General features: G+C 58.4%; 18 protein-coding genes. 13 read left to right on the top strand and 5 right to left on the bottom strand.

The window, feature by feature from the left end; genetic code table 11:
- The first annotated feature begins 17 nt into the window (after positions 1-17).
- On the top strand, positions 18-482 hold the full coding sequence (locus ACR0B3_RS06305) for a PTS sugar transporter subunit IIA (protein WP_480808312.1): 465 nt from the start codon (positions 18-20) through the stop codon (positions 480-482).
- 66 nt (positions 483-548) lie between these two features.
- On the opposite strand, the gene dalA is transcribed toward ACR0B3_RS06305, so the two are convergent.
- Positions 549-1,064, bottom strand: coding sequence for a divisome-associated lipoprotein DalA (gene dalA / locus ACR0B3_RS06300; protein ID WP_170685096.1), 516 nt, complete (start codon positions 1,062-1,064; stop codon positions 549-551).
- Positions 1,065-1,232: 168 nt separating this feature from the next.
- Between dalA and ACR0B3_RS06295 the strand changes: the two genes are divergently transcribed.
- Together ACR0B3_RS06295 and ACR0B3_RS06290 are read left to right on the top strand one after the other, a co-directional pair.
- On the top strand, positions 1,233-1,832 hold the full coding sequence (locus ACR0B3_RS06295) for a L,D-transpeptidase (protein WP_480808311.1): 600 nt from the start codon (positions 1,233-1,235) through the stop codon (positions 1,830-1,832).
- A gap of 139 nt (positions 1,833-1,971) precedes the next feature.
- Positions 1,972-2,154 (top strand): hypothetical protein, encoded by a 183-nt coding sequence (locus ACR0B3_RS06290; RefSeq protein WP_010442520.1) that lies wholly within the window; start codon positions 1,972-1,974, stop codon positions 2,152-2,154.
- 76 nt (positions 2,155-2,230) lie between these two features.
- On the opposite strand, the gene hemH is transcribed toward ACR0B3_RS06290, so the two are convergent.
- Together hemH and ACR0B3_RS06280 are read right to left on the bottom strand one after the other, a co-directional pair.
- The gene (gene hemH / locus ACR0B3_RS06285; RefSeq protein ID WP_480808310.1) at positions 2,231-3,280 is read right to left on the bottom strand and encodes a ferrochelatase; all 1,050 of its coding nucleotides are present in this window, start codon (positions 3,278-3,280) and stop codon (positions 2,231-2,233) included.
- Positions 3,281-3,335: 55 nt separating this feature from the next.
- The gene (locus ACR0B3_RS06280) at positions 3,336-4,166 is read right to left on the bottom strand and encodes a methyltransferase domain-containing protein (protein ID WP_480808309.1); all 831 of its coding nucleotides are present in this window, start codon (positions 4,164-4,166) and stop codon (positions 3,336-3,338) included.
- Between ACR0B3_RS06280 and ACR0B3_RS06275 the strand changes: the two genes are divergently transcribed.
- Genes ACR0B3_RS06275 through ACR0B3_RS06260 form a run of 4 tightly spaced genes read left to right on the top strand, consistent with a single transcriptional unit; the run spans position 4,147 to position 6,491 of the window.
- Positions 4,147-4,911: a double zinc ribbon domain-containing protein gene (locus ACR0B3_RS06275; RefSeq protein WP_480808308.1), complete on the top strand. Its 765-nt coding sequence runs from the start codon at positions 4,147-4,149 to the stop codon at positions 4,909-4,911. The genes ACR0B3_RS06280 and ACR0B3_RS06275 overlap by 20 nt on opposite strands.
- A gap of 37 nt (positions 4,912-4,948) precedes the next feature.
- On the top strand, positions 4,949-5,206 hold the full coding sequence (gene grxC, locus ACR0B3_RS06270) for a glutaredoxin 3 (RefSeq protein WP_170685105.1): 258 nt from the start codon (positions 4,949-4,951) through the stop codon (positions 5,204-5,206).
- Positions 5,206-6,036 (top strand): carbon-nitrogen hydrolase family protein, encoded by an 831-nt coding sequence (locus tag ACR0B3_RS06265; RefSeq protein ID WP_480808307.1) that lies wholly within the window; start codon positions 5,206-5,208, stop codon positions 6,034-6,036. Before grxC ends, ACR0B3_RS06265 begins: the two co-directional genes overlap by 1 nt.
- Before the next feature lie 14 nt (positions 6,037-6,050).
- Positions 6,051-6,491, top strand: coding sequence for a MarR family winged helix-turn-helix transcriptional regulator (locus ACR0B3_RS06260; protein WP_170334681.1), 441 nt, complete (start codon positions 6,051-6,053; stop codon positions 6,489-6,491).
- Between the two features lie 127 nt (positions 6,492-6,618).
- Here the strand turns inward: ACR0B3_RS06260 and ACR0B3_RS06255 are convergent, their stop codons facing one another.
- Together ACR0B3_RS06255 and ubiG are read right to left on the bottom strand one after the other, a co-directional pair.
- Positions 6,619-7,083, bottom strand: coding sequence for a hypothetical protein (locus ACR0B3_RS06255; protein ID WP_480808306.1), 465 nt, complete (start codon positions 7,081-7,083; stop codon positions 6,619-6,621).
- A 5-nt stretch (positions 7,084-7,088) separates the two neighbouring features.
- A complete protein-coding gene (ubiG, locus tag ACR0B3_RS06250; protein ID WP_480808305.1) occupies positions 7,089-7,835 on the bottom strand; it encodes a bifunctional 2-polyprenyl-6-hydroxyphenol methylase/3-demethylubiquinol 3-O-methyltransferase UbiG in 747 nt (248 codons plus the stop codon).
- Between the two features lie 48 nt (positions 7,836-7,883).
- On the opposite strand from ubiG, the gene pip reads away from it, so the two are divergent.
- From pip to infB, 6 genes are all read left to right on the top strand, one after another.
- Positions 7,884-8,861: a prolyl aminopeptidase gene (pip, locus tag ACR0B3_RS06245; protein WP_480808304.1), complete on the top strand. Its 978-nt coding sequence runs from the start codon at positions 7,884-7,886 to the stop codon at positions 8,859-8,861.
- On the top strand, positions 8,858-9,670 hold the full coding sequence (locus ACR0B3_RS06240) for an ABC transporter substrate-binding protein (RefSeq protein WP_480808303.1): 813 nt from the start codon (positions 8,858-8,860) through the stop codon (positions 9,668-9,670). Before pip ends, ACR0B3_RS06240 begins: the two co-directional genes overlap by 4 nt.
- A gap of 160 nt (positions 9,671-9,830) precedes the next feature.
- Positions 9,831-10,421, top strand: coding sequence for a ribosome maturation factor RimP (gene rimP / locus ACR0B3_RS06235; RefSeq protein ID WP_152459779.1), 591 nt, complete (start codon positions 9,831-9,833; stop codon positions 10,419-10,421).
- Positions 10,421-12,037 carry a transcription termination factor NusA gene (nusA, locus tag ACR0B3_RS06230; RefSeq protein WP_480808302.1) on the top strand — a complete coding sequence of 539 codons (1,617 nt, stop codon included), beginning with the start codon at positions 10,421-10,423 and terminating at the stop codon, positions 12,035-12,037. Before rimP ends, nusA begins: the two co-directional genes overlap by 1 nt.
- 22 nt (positions 12,038-12,059) lie before the next feature.
- A complete protein-coding gene (locus ACR0B3_RS06225) occupies positions 12,060-12,683 on the top strand; it encodes an RNA-binding protein (RefSeq protein WP_480808301.1) in 624 nt (207 codons plus the stop codon).
- An 8-nt stretch (positions 12,684-12,691) separates the two neighbouring features.
- The gene (gene infB, locus ACR0B3_RS06220) at positions 12,692-15,166 is read left to right on the top strand and encodes a translation initiation factor IF-2 (RefSeq protein WP_480808300.1); all 2,475 of its coding nucleotides are present in this window, start codon (positions 12,692-12,694) and stop codon (positions 15,164-15,166) included.
- The last annotated feature ends 51 nt before the right edge of the window (positions 15,167-15,217 follow it).

Here is a 15,217-nt window from a genome sequence, read left to right as displayed (position 1 = left end):
GGGCTAGGAGCAAAATGATGGAGCTTTCGAGCATTCTAAAGCCCGAAGCGGTGCGCGTCCTTTCGGCTGCGTCCAGCAAGAAGCGTCTGTTTCAGGAAATTGGCGACGTAGGTGCCGCCACTCTCGGGCTGGATGCGCAGGCGATTGTTGACAGCCTGCTTGAGCGTGAAAGCCTTGGCCCAACTGGCGTTGGCCATGGTGTGGCACTTCCACATGCCCGGCTGTCCGAGCTGGAATCTGTTTCAGGCGTGTTTGTGATGTTGGAAAAGCCCATCGATTTTGGATCGGTCGACCGTCAGCCTGTTGATCTTGCGTTTTCGCTGTTTGCGCCGGAAGAGGCCGGAGTTGATCACCTCAAGGCGCTGGCGCTGGTCTCGCGCACTCTGCGTGAGCAGTCGGTCTGCGCAAAACTGCGCGCCAATCCTGATCCGGTAAAGCTATATGCAATTCTAACCGAAGCTCAGTCGATGCAAGCGGCCTGAATGCCCCTTCTGTAACAAAAAAGCCTCCGACAATCGGGGGCTTTTTTGTTGCCTATATGGCGACGATTAACCGCCAGTTCCCATTTCTAGCGTCCACCAGATTTTACCGCCATTTTCCTGATGCCACGCAAAACCCATCTGCGAGGCTTTGGGATCCATAATCACTGCGCGGGGGCCGGGTTCCTGCATCCACGCCGCCAGTGTCTCGGTCTCGGTTTCATAGGTTTCCGAGATCGCTTCACCCAGGAATGTACCAAAATACCCAGCCCGTGATGCACGATCCAACGGAGATGAACCATCAGACCCGAAATGCCAGGGCCGATTCTGACGGGCCATGTCTTTCGAATGAGTCGCAGCCGCCGCATTCAATTGCGAGTTTAGCTGTACCTGTTGCAGCCCAGACGCCTGCCGCAGCGCATTCACTGAATCCAGCATCCTGAACTGCAGCTTTTCCGGATTGCCACGGATTTTGTAAACGGACGGCAGCGGTCTGCCATCCGCGCCAATAGCGGTCGTACCCGAATCGGTACATGCCGCCAGAGCAAAAAAACAAATCGCGAGAAGGGAAAGAATACGTGTCATGATCGGCCTGAATGTAGTGTTAATACGGGAAATAGCCTGCCTGAGTGCCCGGGGCAAACCCACAATGGCCGAACCTTGCGTGAATCTGCCGGTTTGATTTGCGACTGAAGCATTCTAGCCATAAAATGCATCAGATTTTGCATTTTTGTTAGCAAAGGACCGCTCCTCATGGTCAAGAAACACATTTACACTTCGACACGCCGCGGATTTCTGGCGGGTGCCACCGCCAGTTTGGCTTCGCCTGCGCTGGCCCAGTACATCCCCGGAGACCCGCTGCGCCCGGCGCCCGAGCCTGAACCGCAGGTGCGTCGCAACGTGTCTGGCTTCCGTGCGCTGGATTGGCAGCCATATTTCTCGAACACAAGAAACGGTGCCATCCTGGTGGATACCGTTTCGCGGGCGCTGCATTATTGGTCAGATGATCAATCTGTGTACAAACTGTACCCTTCGTCGGTGCCTCTGACCGAGGAATTGACCCGTCGGGGACGCACCAGTGTCATCCGCAAAGTGGAGGGGCCAAGTTGGTCGCCGACACCTTCAATGAAGAAGCGTAACCCCGAATGGCCGGATTACATTCCGCCAGGCCCAGATAACCCATTGGGAACGCACGCTTTATACCTTAGCTGGAAGTATTATCGCATCCACGGCACCCATGATACGCGCAAAATCGGTCGTCGGTCATCGAACGGGTGCATTGGCTTGTTCAACGAGGACATTGCTGAGCTGTTTTCGATGGCCAAGGTTGGCACGCAAGTGTTGCTAATTTGACGACATTTTCGCGCACGAACCCGCCTGTGAGGCAAGTTGCAATTGCAATCCCCCTGCATTGCTGATTAGAAAAACTCACGAGGTAAGTCTTAGATGCGTGGTTTCGCTATTGGGAATCGCGCAAATTCTGGAGGTTAATATGAAGAAACTCGTTCTCGCTGCTGCTCTGACTGCTGCTGCTTCGACCGCATATGCTGGCAACCTGGAAGAGCCGGTTGTTGAAGCACCTGTTGTTGTCGAAGAAACCCAAGGTTCGTCGCAGGGCATCATCCTGCCGCTGATCCTGCTGGTTGTTGTTGCCGCAGCTGTTGCAGCAAGCTAAGTCGACGAGACTTTATGCATTTAAAAGGCGGTGGTGCAAACCACCGCCTTTTTCTATGCCCTGACAAAGCGCGCGATCAATCCAACCAGCCGCGCAGATTGTCTTCGATCACCTTGCCCAACGCCGCGATGTGCGAATCATCGTCGTTAAGGCAAGGGATGTAGGTGAAGGATTCACCACCCGCCTCTTCGAAGCTTTCTTTGATCTCTTCGTTGATCTCTTCCAGCGTCTCGATGCAATCGGCAGAAAACGCAGGTGCGATGACGGCGATGTTCTTCTTACCCTGACGCGCCAGATCAGCCACGTGATCAACGGTGTAGGGCTTCAGCCATTCCTCGGGACCAAAGCGAGACTGGAAGGTTGAGATCAGTTGATCATCCGCCCATCCCAGACGCTCTTTCAGTAGCCTTGATGTTTTAACGCACTGGCAGTGATAGGGATCCCCCTGCTGCAAATAGCGCTCGGGCATTCCGTGATACGAGCACACCAGGACATCCGGTTTTGTCTCCATCTCTGCATAGGCGCGCTCGACCGAGCTAGCCAACGCATCGATATAGGCAGGTTCGTCGAAATAGGCCGGAACAGTTCGGCTGGCTGGCTGCCATGTCTCTTTCATCAACGCGCGGAAGAACTGATCGTTCGCGGTAGCAGTCGTCGCACCGGCATATTGCGGATAGAGGGGAAAGAACAGGATGCGGTCGCACCCTGCGGCCACCATCTCGCGCACCTTCGACATGGTCGACGGATTGCCGTAGCGCATGCAGAAATCAACCACCACCTGGTCGCCGTACCGGTCGTGCATTGCGAGGCGCAACTTGGCGGTTTGATCTTTCGTGATCGTCATCAGCGGGCTTTCACCCTTGTCATGGTTCCAGATCGATTTGTATGCCTCACCCGAGCTGAAGGGCCGTTTGCTCAGGATGATCCCCTGCAAGATCGGTTGCCACTTCCATGCCGGATAGTCGATCACCCGTCTATCTGACAGGAATTCATTCAGATACCGCCGCATCGGCCAGTAATCATAACTATCCGGTGTCCCCAAATTGGCCAGCAGGATACCAACGCGGCCCATTTTAACCTTAGGATGGTCTTCGGGGGCGTGTGCAGGACGGGTGGCATCAAACATTTAGAGCTTCCTGAATTATGGCGTCTGGCCTGAGATAACGGGAAAAGCCGGGTCGTCAATCGGGCAGGTTGCCTTCATCTGTACCCAGCGCATCGGCAAGGCGCATCTGGGCTGATCCTGGGCGCAAAGGTTTGGGCTGGCTTTCATCGGGCGCCCAACCTGTCAGGCAGATCAGTTCGAACGTTGCGCTCAAGCGTCCTTCGGGGGTTGAGAAATGCTCGGCATAGATATCTTGCGCCCTATCGAACACAGCGCGTCGTGTCGGTTGTTTCAGGCGACCTGATAGGGCGTTCGTTTCCCCCATAGCCCGCAGATCCTGCATCAGATGCGTGAGATCGCGATACTCGGCCGATAAGCTTGCTTTGTCGGCCACGGGCAGGGCTAGGCCTGCCCGCTGCAACAGTCCGCCCATATCGCGGAGCTCGGCCATGGGCGCAATCCGTGGGCTAAGACCGCCTGTTACTTCAATCTCAGACTGACCCAATGCCGCGCGGAGTTCCTGCAGCGTGTCGCCTCCTAAGCAGACCGCTAGCAGCAAACCGTCGGGTTTCAAAGCGCGATGACACTGGATCAACTGGCCAACCGGGTCGTTGGCCCAGTGCAGGGCCATCGCATGTATGACCAGGTCATGCGTCCCCGGCATCAGGTCCAGAACCTCATCATCTGCGATGATCCGGGCATCGGGCCACACCTTCAGCCAGATATCGGGGTACGGCGTCACGACAGCTGGTGCTCTAAAGGTTTTGTTAACCATGGACAGACGATCCTGCACCTCGTCAACGGCGGCTCGGTGCAGGAAAAGCGCATCGTCCCGTGAGCGGCGGCGATGAAGGGCAAGCGCAGATCGGTCAATCAGAGAAGGTGCAGTGTCGGACGGAAGTTTCATAAGCCGCAAGTATCGCATTCGTCAGGGGATTCAAACCGTAGTCGAGATGATCTACCCCCCGCGCTGCCTGTCCTGCGGTGCATTGACCGAGTCGGACTTTGGCCTTTGCGGCCCGTGCTGGCGCGACACGCCTTTCATCGGCGGCGCGGTTTGCGATTGCTGCGGCGTTCCGGTTCCTGGTGCACGGGATGGGCATCGGATCGAATGTGACGATTGCCTGAGAACGCCGCGCGCGTGGCAAGATGGCCGGGCAGCGCTGTTGTATCAGGGTGCCGCCAAATCATTGATACTGGCATTGAAACACGGGGATCGTCCAGAACTGGCCCGCCCGGCTGCGCGTTGGATGGCCCACGCTGGGCAAGAGCTGTTCCGCTCAAACATGCTGATCGCACCGGTGCCGCTGCATTGGACGCGGCTGATCCGCCGTCGTTACAACCAATCAGCGCAGCTTGCGCATCATCTGGGTCGGGAAACGGGTCTGGCAGTTTGTCCTGATCTTCTGGTGCGTACAGTCCGCACGCCTGTTCTGGATGGCAAAACAGCCGCCGAGCGCTCCCTAACGCTCGCCAATGTCATCGAGGCTCACCGCAAACGCGCGCACCTGATGCGGGGAAAAGACGTTCTGCTGGTGGATGATGTCATGACCTCGGGCGCGACGCTTGAAGCTTGCGCGCGTGTCTGCCAGGCGTCAGGGGCAAATCATATTTTCGTGTTGGTACTGGCACGCGTTGCCAAGGATGCCTAATTCGCCCAAGAATGTGCGAAACCCAAAGGGACGGAACATGAAGCCGGTAGAAATCTACACCTCGCCGCTGTGCGGCTTTTGCCACGCCGCGAAACGCTTGTTGAAACAGAAGGGCGTCAAATTTTCAGAAGTCGACGTGCTGGTGCATCCAAAACGCAAGCCAGAGATGATTCAGCGGGCCGGAGGCAAACGCACCGTACCGCAAATCTTTATCGGTACCACGCATGTTGGTGGATGCGATGACCTTTACGAGCTTGAGCGTCAGGGCAAGCTGGATCGTCTGCTCGCGGCCTGATGAAAACCGCGCTGCTGCAGATCACCGCGTCGGATGATCCGGCTGAAAATCTGGACATGGTGCGCGCCATGATGGCCGAGGCGGCCAATCAAGGCGCGCAATTCATTCTGACGCCAGAAGTCACGAATTGCGTGTCAACCAGCACCACGCGGCAGCGCGAGGTTCTGCAGCATGAAGAAGACGACATCACTCTGGTAGGCCTGCGCGAACAGGCCGCCGCATTGGGTGTCTGGCTGCTGATTGGATCGCTCGCGATCAAGACCCACGATGCCGACGGGCGCTTTGCCAACCGCTCATTCATGATCAACTCGCAGGGGCAGATCGTGGCGCGTTATGACAAGATCCACATGTTCGACGTGCAGGTTACGGAAACCGAGACCTTCCGCGAATCGAAGAACTATCGACCCGGACAGAATGCCGTCATTGCCGAGACCAAGTTTGGCAAGGTCGGCCTTACAATTTGCTATGATATCCGTTTCCCGCATCTCTACACAGCGCTGGCCCAGGCGGGGGCACATATCCTGACAGTGCCTGCTGCGTTTTCGCCAGTCACCGGGGCCGCGCATTGGGCATCGCTGCTGCGAGCGCGGGCGATTGAGACCGGCTGTTGGGTTCTGGCTCCGGCGCAAACCGGAGAGCACCCTAAAACCCGTGGTAAGACGCGGTACACGTACGGTCACAGCATGGTTGTGGCCCCTTGGGGAGAGGTGCTGATCGACGCAGGTACAGATCCGGGCATTCACATTTTCGATTTGGATGATAGTTCTGTGTCCGAGGCGCGCCGCCGCGTGCCCTCGTTGACGCATGTTCGGCCTTTTGACGGGCCCTGATCCAGAACCGAGATATGACGGACGAAAAAAATGCCCTTGCGGTCACGCTGTTCAGCGAGATCCTGACCGCCGATCAGCTATTGCGCAACCGGCTGAGCCGGGTGCTGCCCAAGGGCATGGAAATCTCGCATTTCTCGGTGCTGAACCATCTGGTTTTTGTGGGTGATGAACGCACGCCCGCGCAACTGGCCAGCACCTTCCACGTCACGCGCGGAGCGATGACCAACACCTTGGCCAAGCTGGAATGGGCCGGATACATCCATATCCGCCCCGACTGGGACGACGCCCGCCGCAAGATGGTCGCCATCAGCCCCGCTGGCCGGAGGGCGCGCGATCAGGCGATTTCCTCGATCGCCCCCCTGATCAACCGCGTGGTCGGAGAACTGGGGCTGGAGCGCGTCCGCAGCACCCTGCCGGTGTTGCGGGATTTGCGGTTGCAGTTGGAGGGGGAGTAGGTGATTGAAATCTAGCGTAAGTGCCAACGGAGTTTCGAAGCATCAATATCAACTCAGTGCGTTACGATTGGAAACCAAGGTGGTGTTGAGCCATCAACTATCCAAATAGCATCAGACTTGCGACCGGTCACTCTACCCAAGATCGCATCAGGATGCGATCAATAAATTTGCAGTCGTTAGTTTCGGATTTAGGTACACAATTCAGTTTGGTTACTTCGGGGTCCGAGATTTCTTGACCTCCACGCAAGACAGCGAACTCATCATCTCCCGGATCGTCCTTAAAGAAACGAACACGAAACAGCCAAACTATGTTGCCCGCGCTGTATTCTCGACTTTCGTAAGCAGCGTTGCCGCAACTCCGTGTGAGAGAAGCATCTCTGCAACTGCCTTCCATACATAAAGCGATATTGTGCTGACCATGCGCGAATGTCGGATTACCATTGTCGATGCATGCAGCATCTGCGTGTTGCGAAAGCGCAAGCATACAGAAAGCCAAAGCGAGAACGCTGCCTATCAGGTTGAGTGCTAGTGATTTGGTTATTCGTACTAACATTAACAATGGTTTATGGCTGAAGGTCGCTACATCAAACACCCATCCTACTCCGCCTTCACACTCGCCGTCACATAATTCACGCTCAAATCCCGATCCGAGATCGACCAGCTCCACAGGATTGGGTTGAAGACAAAGCCCTTACGGTCCACCGGGTCCAGCCCGGCTTGGCGCAGTAGGTCGAACAACTCATCCGGGGTGATGAACTTGTTCCATTCATGGGTGCCGCGGGGCAGCCAGCGCATGACGACCTCGGCCCCGAAGATGGCCATCGCATAAGATTTCGGGTTGCGATTGATGGTCGAACACACCTGCAACCCGCCGGGTTTCAGCAGTTGTTGCGTGGCGGTCAGGTAGCCCAAGGGATCGGCCACATGCTCGACCACCTCCATGTTCAGCAACACGTCGAACTGCTCGCCCGCGGCGGCCATATCCTCGGCAGTGGTGTGGCGATAGTCGATATTGAGCCCCGATTGCTCGGCATGGATACGCGCAACGGGCAGGTTGCCCTCGGCGGCGTCCGCGCCCACGACTGTCGCGCCCAAACGCGCCATGGGTTCGCTCAGCAACCCTCCGCCGCAGCCGATATCCAGCAGGCGCAGCCCCTCGAACGGGTGCGAATCTTTCAGATCGCGGTCAAATTCCCCGGCAATTTGCTGCGTGATATAATCCAGACGGCACGGATTCAGCATGTGCAGAGGCTTGAATTTCCCGTGAGGATCCCACCATTCAGCCGCCATCGCCTCAAATTTTGCGATCTCGGACGGGTCCACCGTGTTCGGATGCGCTTGCATTCCTGTCTCCGTGTGCTCTTTTACGCTTAAGGACTATATAGGGCCATAATGGACAAGTACCCGGACCAAAAGCGCGCAGTTCAATATCTTTACCCGCCGATCGATCCGTTCGATCAGCGCGTGGTCGATATGGGCGATGGGCACCGCATATATGTGGAACAATGCGGCAATCCCGAGGGGATACCGGTGGTGATCCTGCATGGCGGGCCGGGCGGCGGGTGCAGCCCAGCGATGCGGCGCTATTTCGATCCGGATGTCTTTCGGGTGATTCTGTTTGACCAGCGCGGATGTGGCCGCTCACGACCCACAGCCTCGGTCGAGGACAACACGACCTGGCATTTGGTGGCGGATATCGAGCGGTTGCGAACCCTATTCGACATCGACGATTGGATCGTCTTTGGCGGCAGTTGGGGTGCAACACTGGCACTGATATACGCGCAGACGCATCCTGATCGAGTCACGCGCCTTGTGCTGCGCGGTGTGTTTCTGGCGACGCAGGCCGAATTGGATTGGTTCTATGGCGGCGGTGCAGGCAAGTTCTGGCCCGAGCAATGGGCCAAGTTCACGTCACTTTTGCCCGAGCAAGAGCTTGGAGATGCCATCGCCGCCTATCACAAGCGCTTGTTTTCGGGCGACCGCGCGACTGAGATTCTCTATGCGCGCGCATGGTCGCATTGGGAAAACGCGCTGGCCTCGATCCACACAAATGGGTCGGTGGGTGAAAGCCCGGGTGAATATGCGCGCACCTTTGCGCGGCTGGAGAACCACTATTTCACCAACAAGGCGTTTCTGGAATATGACGGCCAGATTCTGGATCAGATGGAACGGATCGCTCATATCCCCGGCCATATCGTTCAGGGACGCTATGACATGATCTGCCCGCCGCAGGCCGCTTGGACCCTGTCAGAGCGTTGGCCCAATGCCGAGCTGAAGATGGTACGCCAAGCCGGACACGCCTTGTCAGAACCCGGGATCAGCGCGGAACTGGTCCGGATCATGGATCGCGTGGCGGAGGGGGCGGTATGACCCGAATAGACCGCCGCGCGTTATTTGCCTCGGGTGCTGCTGCTGCATTGCTGGCCGCGACGGGGGCGTCATTGGCAGATACACCAAAGCAGGGCGGTACGCTCCGGTTGGCGGTGCCGCGCGACAATAGTTTGGAACAGGTGGCGCGCGGTGCAGTTTTCGACACTCTGACCGAGATCGCACCCGATGGCACGCTGCGCGGAGAGCTGGCAAGCAGTTGGCAGACCGACGCTGATGCCCGGGTCTGGAGCTTTGATCTGCGCGATGGCGTGATGTTCCATGATTGTACCGAGCTGGACGTGAATGATGCTCTGTCCGTTCTGAGCCAGATCGGACAGGCTGAGGCCATCGCCCCTAAACGTGTGCGGCTGCAATTGGCCGAAAGCAATCCAGGTCTACCATTCCTGCTGGCGGATTCCCGTTTTGTGGTCTCCCGAGATGGGGTGACGCCACTGGCGCAAGCCAATGGCACCGGATGTTATCGGGTAGAACGGGCCGAGGACGAGCGCCACTTCCTGGCGAGCCGGGTGGCCGAACACTACAAGGTCGGTGCCGCAGGTTGGGCCGATGCGATTGAGATCATCGTGATCCCGGATGCCAAGGTGCGGGCAGAGGCGCTGCGCGATGGATATGTGGATGTCGCCGCAATGCCCGCGGGCGAAGGCCTGATTTCACAGCGTGGTCTGCGCTATCATCCATCCGAGGCTGAAATGGCGCTGGCCGTTGCTGCGCATGTCGGCATGCCCCGGCAGATAGGCAAGGCTGCGTTGGACGATGGGCGCATTGCTGAACGGTGGTGGTTGGCGTAATTCTGATCACGATTTGCGCCGGGGGTTGCAGACTCGGAAACTCCTGCGTATATGCAGTTGCAACAGCGGCGCGTTGGACTTCGGTCCGGGGCTCCACCGGAAAAGATCGACGGGCCGCGCGCCCGTTTTTTTGTGCCCGATGACAGGGTAGAGAACCTGAATGACAAACGACCTGATAGCCAAAGCTGCCATTGACCGGCGACTGGCCGAGATCATCACCCCGGTGATCGAGGATCTGGGGTATGAGCTGGTGCGCATCCGCCTGATGAGCGGCAAGCAGACCACGCTGCAAATCATGGCCGACAAGCCCGACGGCGGCATCGAAGTGGATGACTGCGCCGAGATTTCGAACGCGGTTAGCGCCACGCTGGATGTCGAGGACCCGATTTTGGATGCCTATACACTTGAAGTGTCCAGCCCCGGCATCGACCGCCCGCTGACCCGTCTCAAGGACTTTGAGACCTTTGAGGGGTATGAAGCCAAGATCGAGACCGCTGAACTGATCGATGGCCGCCGCCGCTTTAAGGGTGAGCTGGCCGGGATCGAGGGGGATGAGGTGTTGATCAACATTCCCGAGGGGGATGAGACGATCACTATCGGTCTGCAATTCGACTGGCTCAGCGACGCCAAGCTGGTCCTCACCGATGACCTGATCAAGGAAATGCTGCGCCAGCGCAAAGATGCTGGTGCCCTGAACGAGAACGCTTTCGACGAGATTGAGACCGAAGGGTCCGAAGAGGAGACGAACTGATGGCAATCACCTCAGCCAACCAGCTGGAGCTGCTGCAGACCGCCGAGGCCGTGGCCCGCGAAAAGATGATCGACCCCGGTCTGGTTGTCGAAGCGATGGAGGAATCGCTCGCCCGTGCCGCCAAGAGCCGTTACGGCGCGGAAATGGACATTCGCGTGTCCATTGACCGCAAGACCGGCAAGGCGACCTTTACCCGCGTGCGCACCGTGGTCGAAGATGAAGAGCTTGAGAACTATCAGGCCGAGTTCACCGTCGAGCAGGCCAAACAGTACATGGAAAACCCCGAGGTTGGTGACGTCTTCGTGGAAGAAGTGCCGCCGGTTGAAATGGGCCGTATCGCGGCACAGTCCGCCAAGCAGGTGATCTTGCAGAAGGTCCGCGAAGCTGAGCGTGACCGTCAGTACGAAGAATTCAAGGATCGTGCAGGCACCATCATCAACGGTGCCGTCAAGCGCGAGGAATTCGGCAACGTCATCGTAGATTTGGGCGGTGCCGAGGCCGTTCTGCGCCGCAATGACAAGATCGGCCGCGAAAGCTATCGCCCGAATGACCGTGTGCGCGCCTATATCAAGGAAGTACGCCGCGAGGTGCGTGGTCACCAGATCTTCCTGTCGCGCACCGCTCCGGAATTCATGGCTGAGCTGTTCAAGATGGAAGTGCCCGAAATCTATGATGGCATCATTGAGGTCAAGGCCGTGGCTCGTGACCCCGGTTCGCGCGCCAAGATTGCCGTGATCTCTTATGACGGTTCGATTGATCCCGTCGGCGCTTGCGTTGGTATGCGCGGCAGCCGTGTGCAGGCCGTTGTCAACGAGCTGCAGGGTGAGAAGATCGACATCATCCCGTGGAACGAAGATCAACCGACCTTCCTGGTGAACGCGCTGCAACCTGCGGAAGTGTCCAAAGTGGTTCTGGACGAAGAAGCTGGCAAGATCGAAGTTGTTGTGCCTGAAGAACAGCTGTCCCTCGCCATCGGTCGCCGTGGTCAGAACGTGCGTCTGGCCAGCCAGCTGACCAATCTGGACATCGACATCATGACCGAGGCCGAAGAATCGGCGCGTCGTCAGAAGGAATTCGAGGCCCGCACCCAGCTGTTCATGGAAAGCCTCGATCTGGACGAGTTCTTTGCTCAGCTGCTGGTGTCCGAAGGTTTCACCAATCTGGAAGAAGTGGCCTATGTCGAGATCGACGAACTGCTGGTCATCGACGGTGTTGACGAAGGTACGGCGCATGAACTGCAGACACGTGCGCGGGAATTCCTAGAAGCTCAGGCTAAGGCGGCGCTCGATGCAGCCCGCGCGCTGGGTGCCGAGGACAGCCTTATTGAATTCGAAGGCCTGACACCCCAGATGGTAGAGGCGCTGGCCAAGGATGATGTGAAGACGCTGGAAGACTTCGCAACCTGCGCTGACTGGGAACTGGCCGGTGGCTGGACCACGGTCGACGGTGAACGCATCAAGGATGATGGTGTACTGGAGCCTTTCGGCGTGACGCTGGAAGAAGCGCAGGATCTGGTCATGACCGCGCGCATCATGCTGGGCTGGGTTGACCCGGCCGAGCTGGAGCAAGCCGAAGAAGAAGCCGGCGAAGCAAACGACGAGGAGGTCGAGGCCTGATCTCAGGCCTCGGGTGGCTCACATGGTTCGCGGTGGCGTCCATAAGGATCGGTCGGAAGGCCCCGAGCGCAAGTGCATCGCCACGGGCGAGGTTCAGCCTAAATATGGCTTGATCCGCTTTGTGATGGGGCCGGACGGTCAGGTCTTTCCCGATGTCGCGGCGAAATTGCCGGGGCGTGGGGTTTACGTGGCGGCGGATCGCGCGGCACTGGACAAGGCGATCGGCAAGAAACTGTTCTCGCGCGGGTTCAAGGCGCAAGTGAGCGCGGCCAAGGATCTGACCGATGAGGTTGAGAAACAGGTCGCGCGTCGGGTGATCGAGCTGATCAGTCTGGCGCGTAAGTCCGGGGATGCGGTCGCGGGCTATGAAAAAGTCAAGTCGTGGCTGGACCGGGAAGAGGCTCAAGTACTGATTCAGGCCTCGGATGGATCGGGGCGCGGCAAGTCGAAACTCAGCACGCCGCACTTCGGCAAATACATCGGCTGGCTGACTGCGGACGAGCTTGGGGCGGCATTTGGGCGCCAAACCGTGATTCATGCGGCCTTGGCCTCTGGCGGACTCGCCAAACGTGTTGTAGAGGAAGCGCAGCGCCTGCGTGGCTTGCGCGAAAAGGATGACGGCGGCAAGGGCCGCTCGGAAGGGTAAGAAGCTTTATGAGCGATAGTGACGGCAAAAAGACATTGGGTCTTCGTGGCGGGGCACGCCCCGGAAATGTGAAACAGAGTTTCAGCCACGGACGCACCAAGAATGTCGTGGTGGAGACCAAACGCAAACGCGTGGTCGTACCCAAGCCGGGCGCGACCAAACCTAGTGGTGGTGCAACACCCTCGGGTGATCCTTCGCGCCGTCCTGCGGGCATTTCCGATGCGGAAATGGCACGCCGGATGAAGGCGCTGCAGGCCGCCAAGGCGCGCGAAGCCGAAGAGGCTGCAGCCCGTGAGGCTCAGGAAAAGGCGCGCGAGGAAGAACGCGCCCGCCGCCGGGCAGAGCAAGAAGCCAAGGAACGCGAACAGCGTGAGGCTGAAGAGCGTGCACGTGCCAAGGCCGAAGAAGAAGAGCGCAAGCGCAAAGAGGCTGAAGAAGCCGCCCAGCGTGCCGCTGCCGCTCCGGCCCCTGCAGAGCCAAAAGCCGCGCGCAGTCCTGCCAACAAGCCTGCACCTGCAGCAGCGCCGCGCAAGCAGGAACGCGAGCGCGAACAGCGTGGTCGTGGCAAAGGTCGTGACGACAACCGCCGATCGGGCAAGCTGACACTGGGTCAGGCCACCGGTGGCGAAGGCAACCGCCAACGCTCGATGGCTGCGATGAAGCGCAAGCAAGAGCGGGCGCGCCAGAAAGCCATGGGCGGTACGGTCGAGCGGGAAAAGGTGATCCGCGATGTGCAGTTGCCCGAGGCGATCATGGTCTCGGAACTGGCCAACCGTATGGCCGAGCGTGTGGCTGACGTTGTCAAATCGCTGATGCAGATGGGCATGATGGTTACGCAGAACCAGACCATCGACGCCGATACGGCTGAACTGATCATCGAAGAATTTGGCCACAAGGTCACTCGTGTCTCTGATTCGGATGTTGAAGACGTCATTAAAGAGGTCGAAGACAGCGATGATGATTTGCAACCGCGTCCGCCGGTTATCACCATCATGGGTCACGTTGACCACGGCAAGACCTCGCTGCTGGATGCCATCCGCGACGCGCGTGTTGTGGCTGGCGAAGCCGGGGGTATTACCCAGCATATCGGTGCCTATCAGGTGAAAACCGACGGCGGCACCACGCTGACCTTCCTGGATACGCCGGGCCACGCGGCCTTTACCTCGATGCGATCACGCGGTGCTCAGGTCACGGATATCGTGGTTCTGGTTGTTGCCGCCGATGACGCGGTGATGCCGCAGACGATCGAAGCGATCAACCACGCCAAAGCGGCCGAAGTGCCGATGATTGTGGCGATCAACAAGATCGACAAGCCGGATGCTAACCCGGACAAAGTTCGTACCGATTTGCTTCAGCACGAAGTGATCGTCGAGAAGATGTCGGGTGAGGTTCAGGACGTTGAGGTCTCGGCCATGACTGGTCAGGGTCTGGACGAACTGCTGGAAGCCATTGCGCTGCAGGCCGAGATCCTGGAACTGAAAGCCAACCCTGATCGCGCCGCCCAAGGTGCCGTGATCGAGGCACAGCTGGATGTGGGCCGTGGTCCTGTCGCCACCGTTCTGGTTCAGAACGGCACGCTGCGTCAGGGCGATATCTTTGTTGTGGGTGAGCAGTACGGTAAGGTTCGTGCGCTGATCAACGACAAGGGAGACCGCGTCAAAGAGGCAGGCCCGTCGGTTCCGGTTGAGGTTCTGGGTCTGAACGGCACGCCTGAAGCGGGCGACGTTCTGAACGTGACCGAGACCGAAGCGCAGGCCCGTGAGATTGCCGCCTATCGTGAGCAAGCCGCCAAGGATAAACGTGCCGCTGCCGGTGCCGCGACCACCCTTGAGCAGCTGATGCAGAAGGCCAAGGAAGACGAAAACGTCACCGAGCTGCCGATCCTGATGAAAGCGGATGTGCAGGGCTCTGCCGAAGCCATCGTTCAGGCGATGGAAAAGATCGGCAACGACGAAGTGCGCGTACGCGTTCTGCACTCGGGCGTTGGTGCGATCACCGAGACAGATGTCGGTCTGGCCGAAGCCTCCGGTGCACCGATCTTTGGCTTCAACGTGCGTGCGAACGCATCGGCGCGAAACACCGCCAACCAGAAAGGCGTCGAAATCCGGTACTATTCGGTGATCTACGATCTGGTGGATGACGTGAAAGCTGCCGCATCTGGCCTGCTGAGCGCCGAGATTCGCGAGAAGTTCATCGGTTACGCCGAGATCAAAGAGGTCTTCAAGGTTACCGGTGTCGGCAAGGTTGCTGGCTGTCTGGTCACCGAAGGTGTCGCTCGCCGCTCGGCCGGTGTGCGCCTGCTGCGCGACAACGTGGTGATCCACGAAGGCACGCTGAAGACCCTCAAGCGCTTCAAGGATGAAGTGGCCGAAGTTCAATCGGGTCAGGAATGCGGTATGGCGTTCGAGAACTACGACGATATCCGCGCAGGCGACGTGATCGAAATCTTCGAGCGCGAAGAGGTCACGCGCACGCTGGACTGATCCGGTTCAGAGAAGAAACTTGAAGCAGCGGCCCCACTAGGCCGCTGTTTT

Source organism: Ruegeria sp. CE9, from assembly GCF_056537425.1.
Note: the sequence above shows the minus strand (reverse complement) of the source record. Positions and strands in the feature narration are given on the sequence as shown.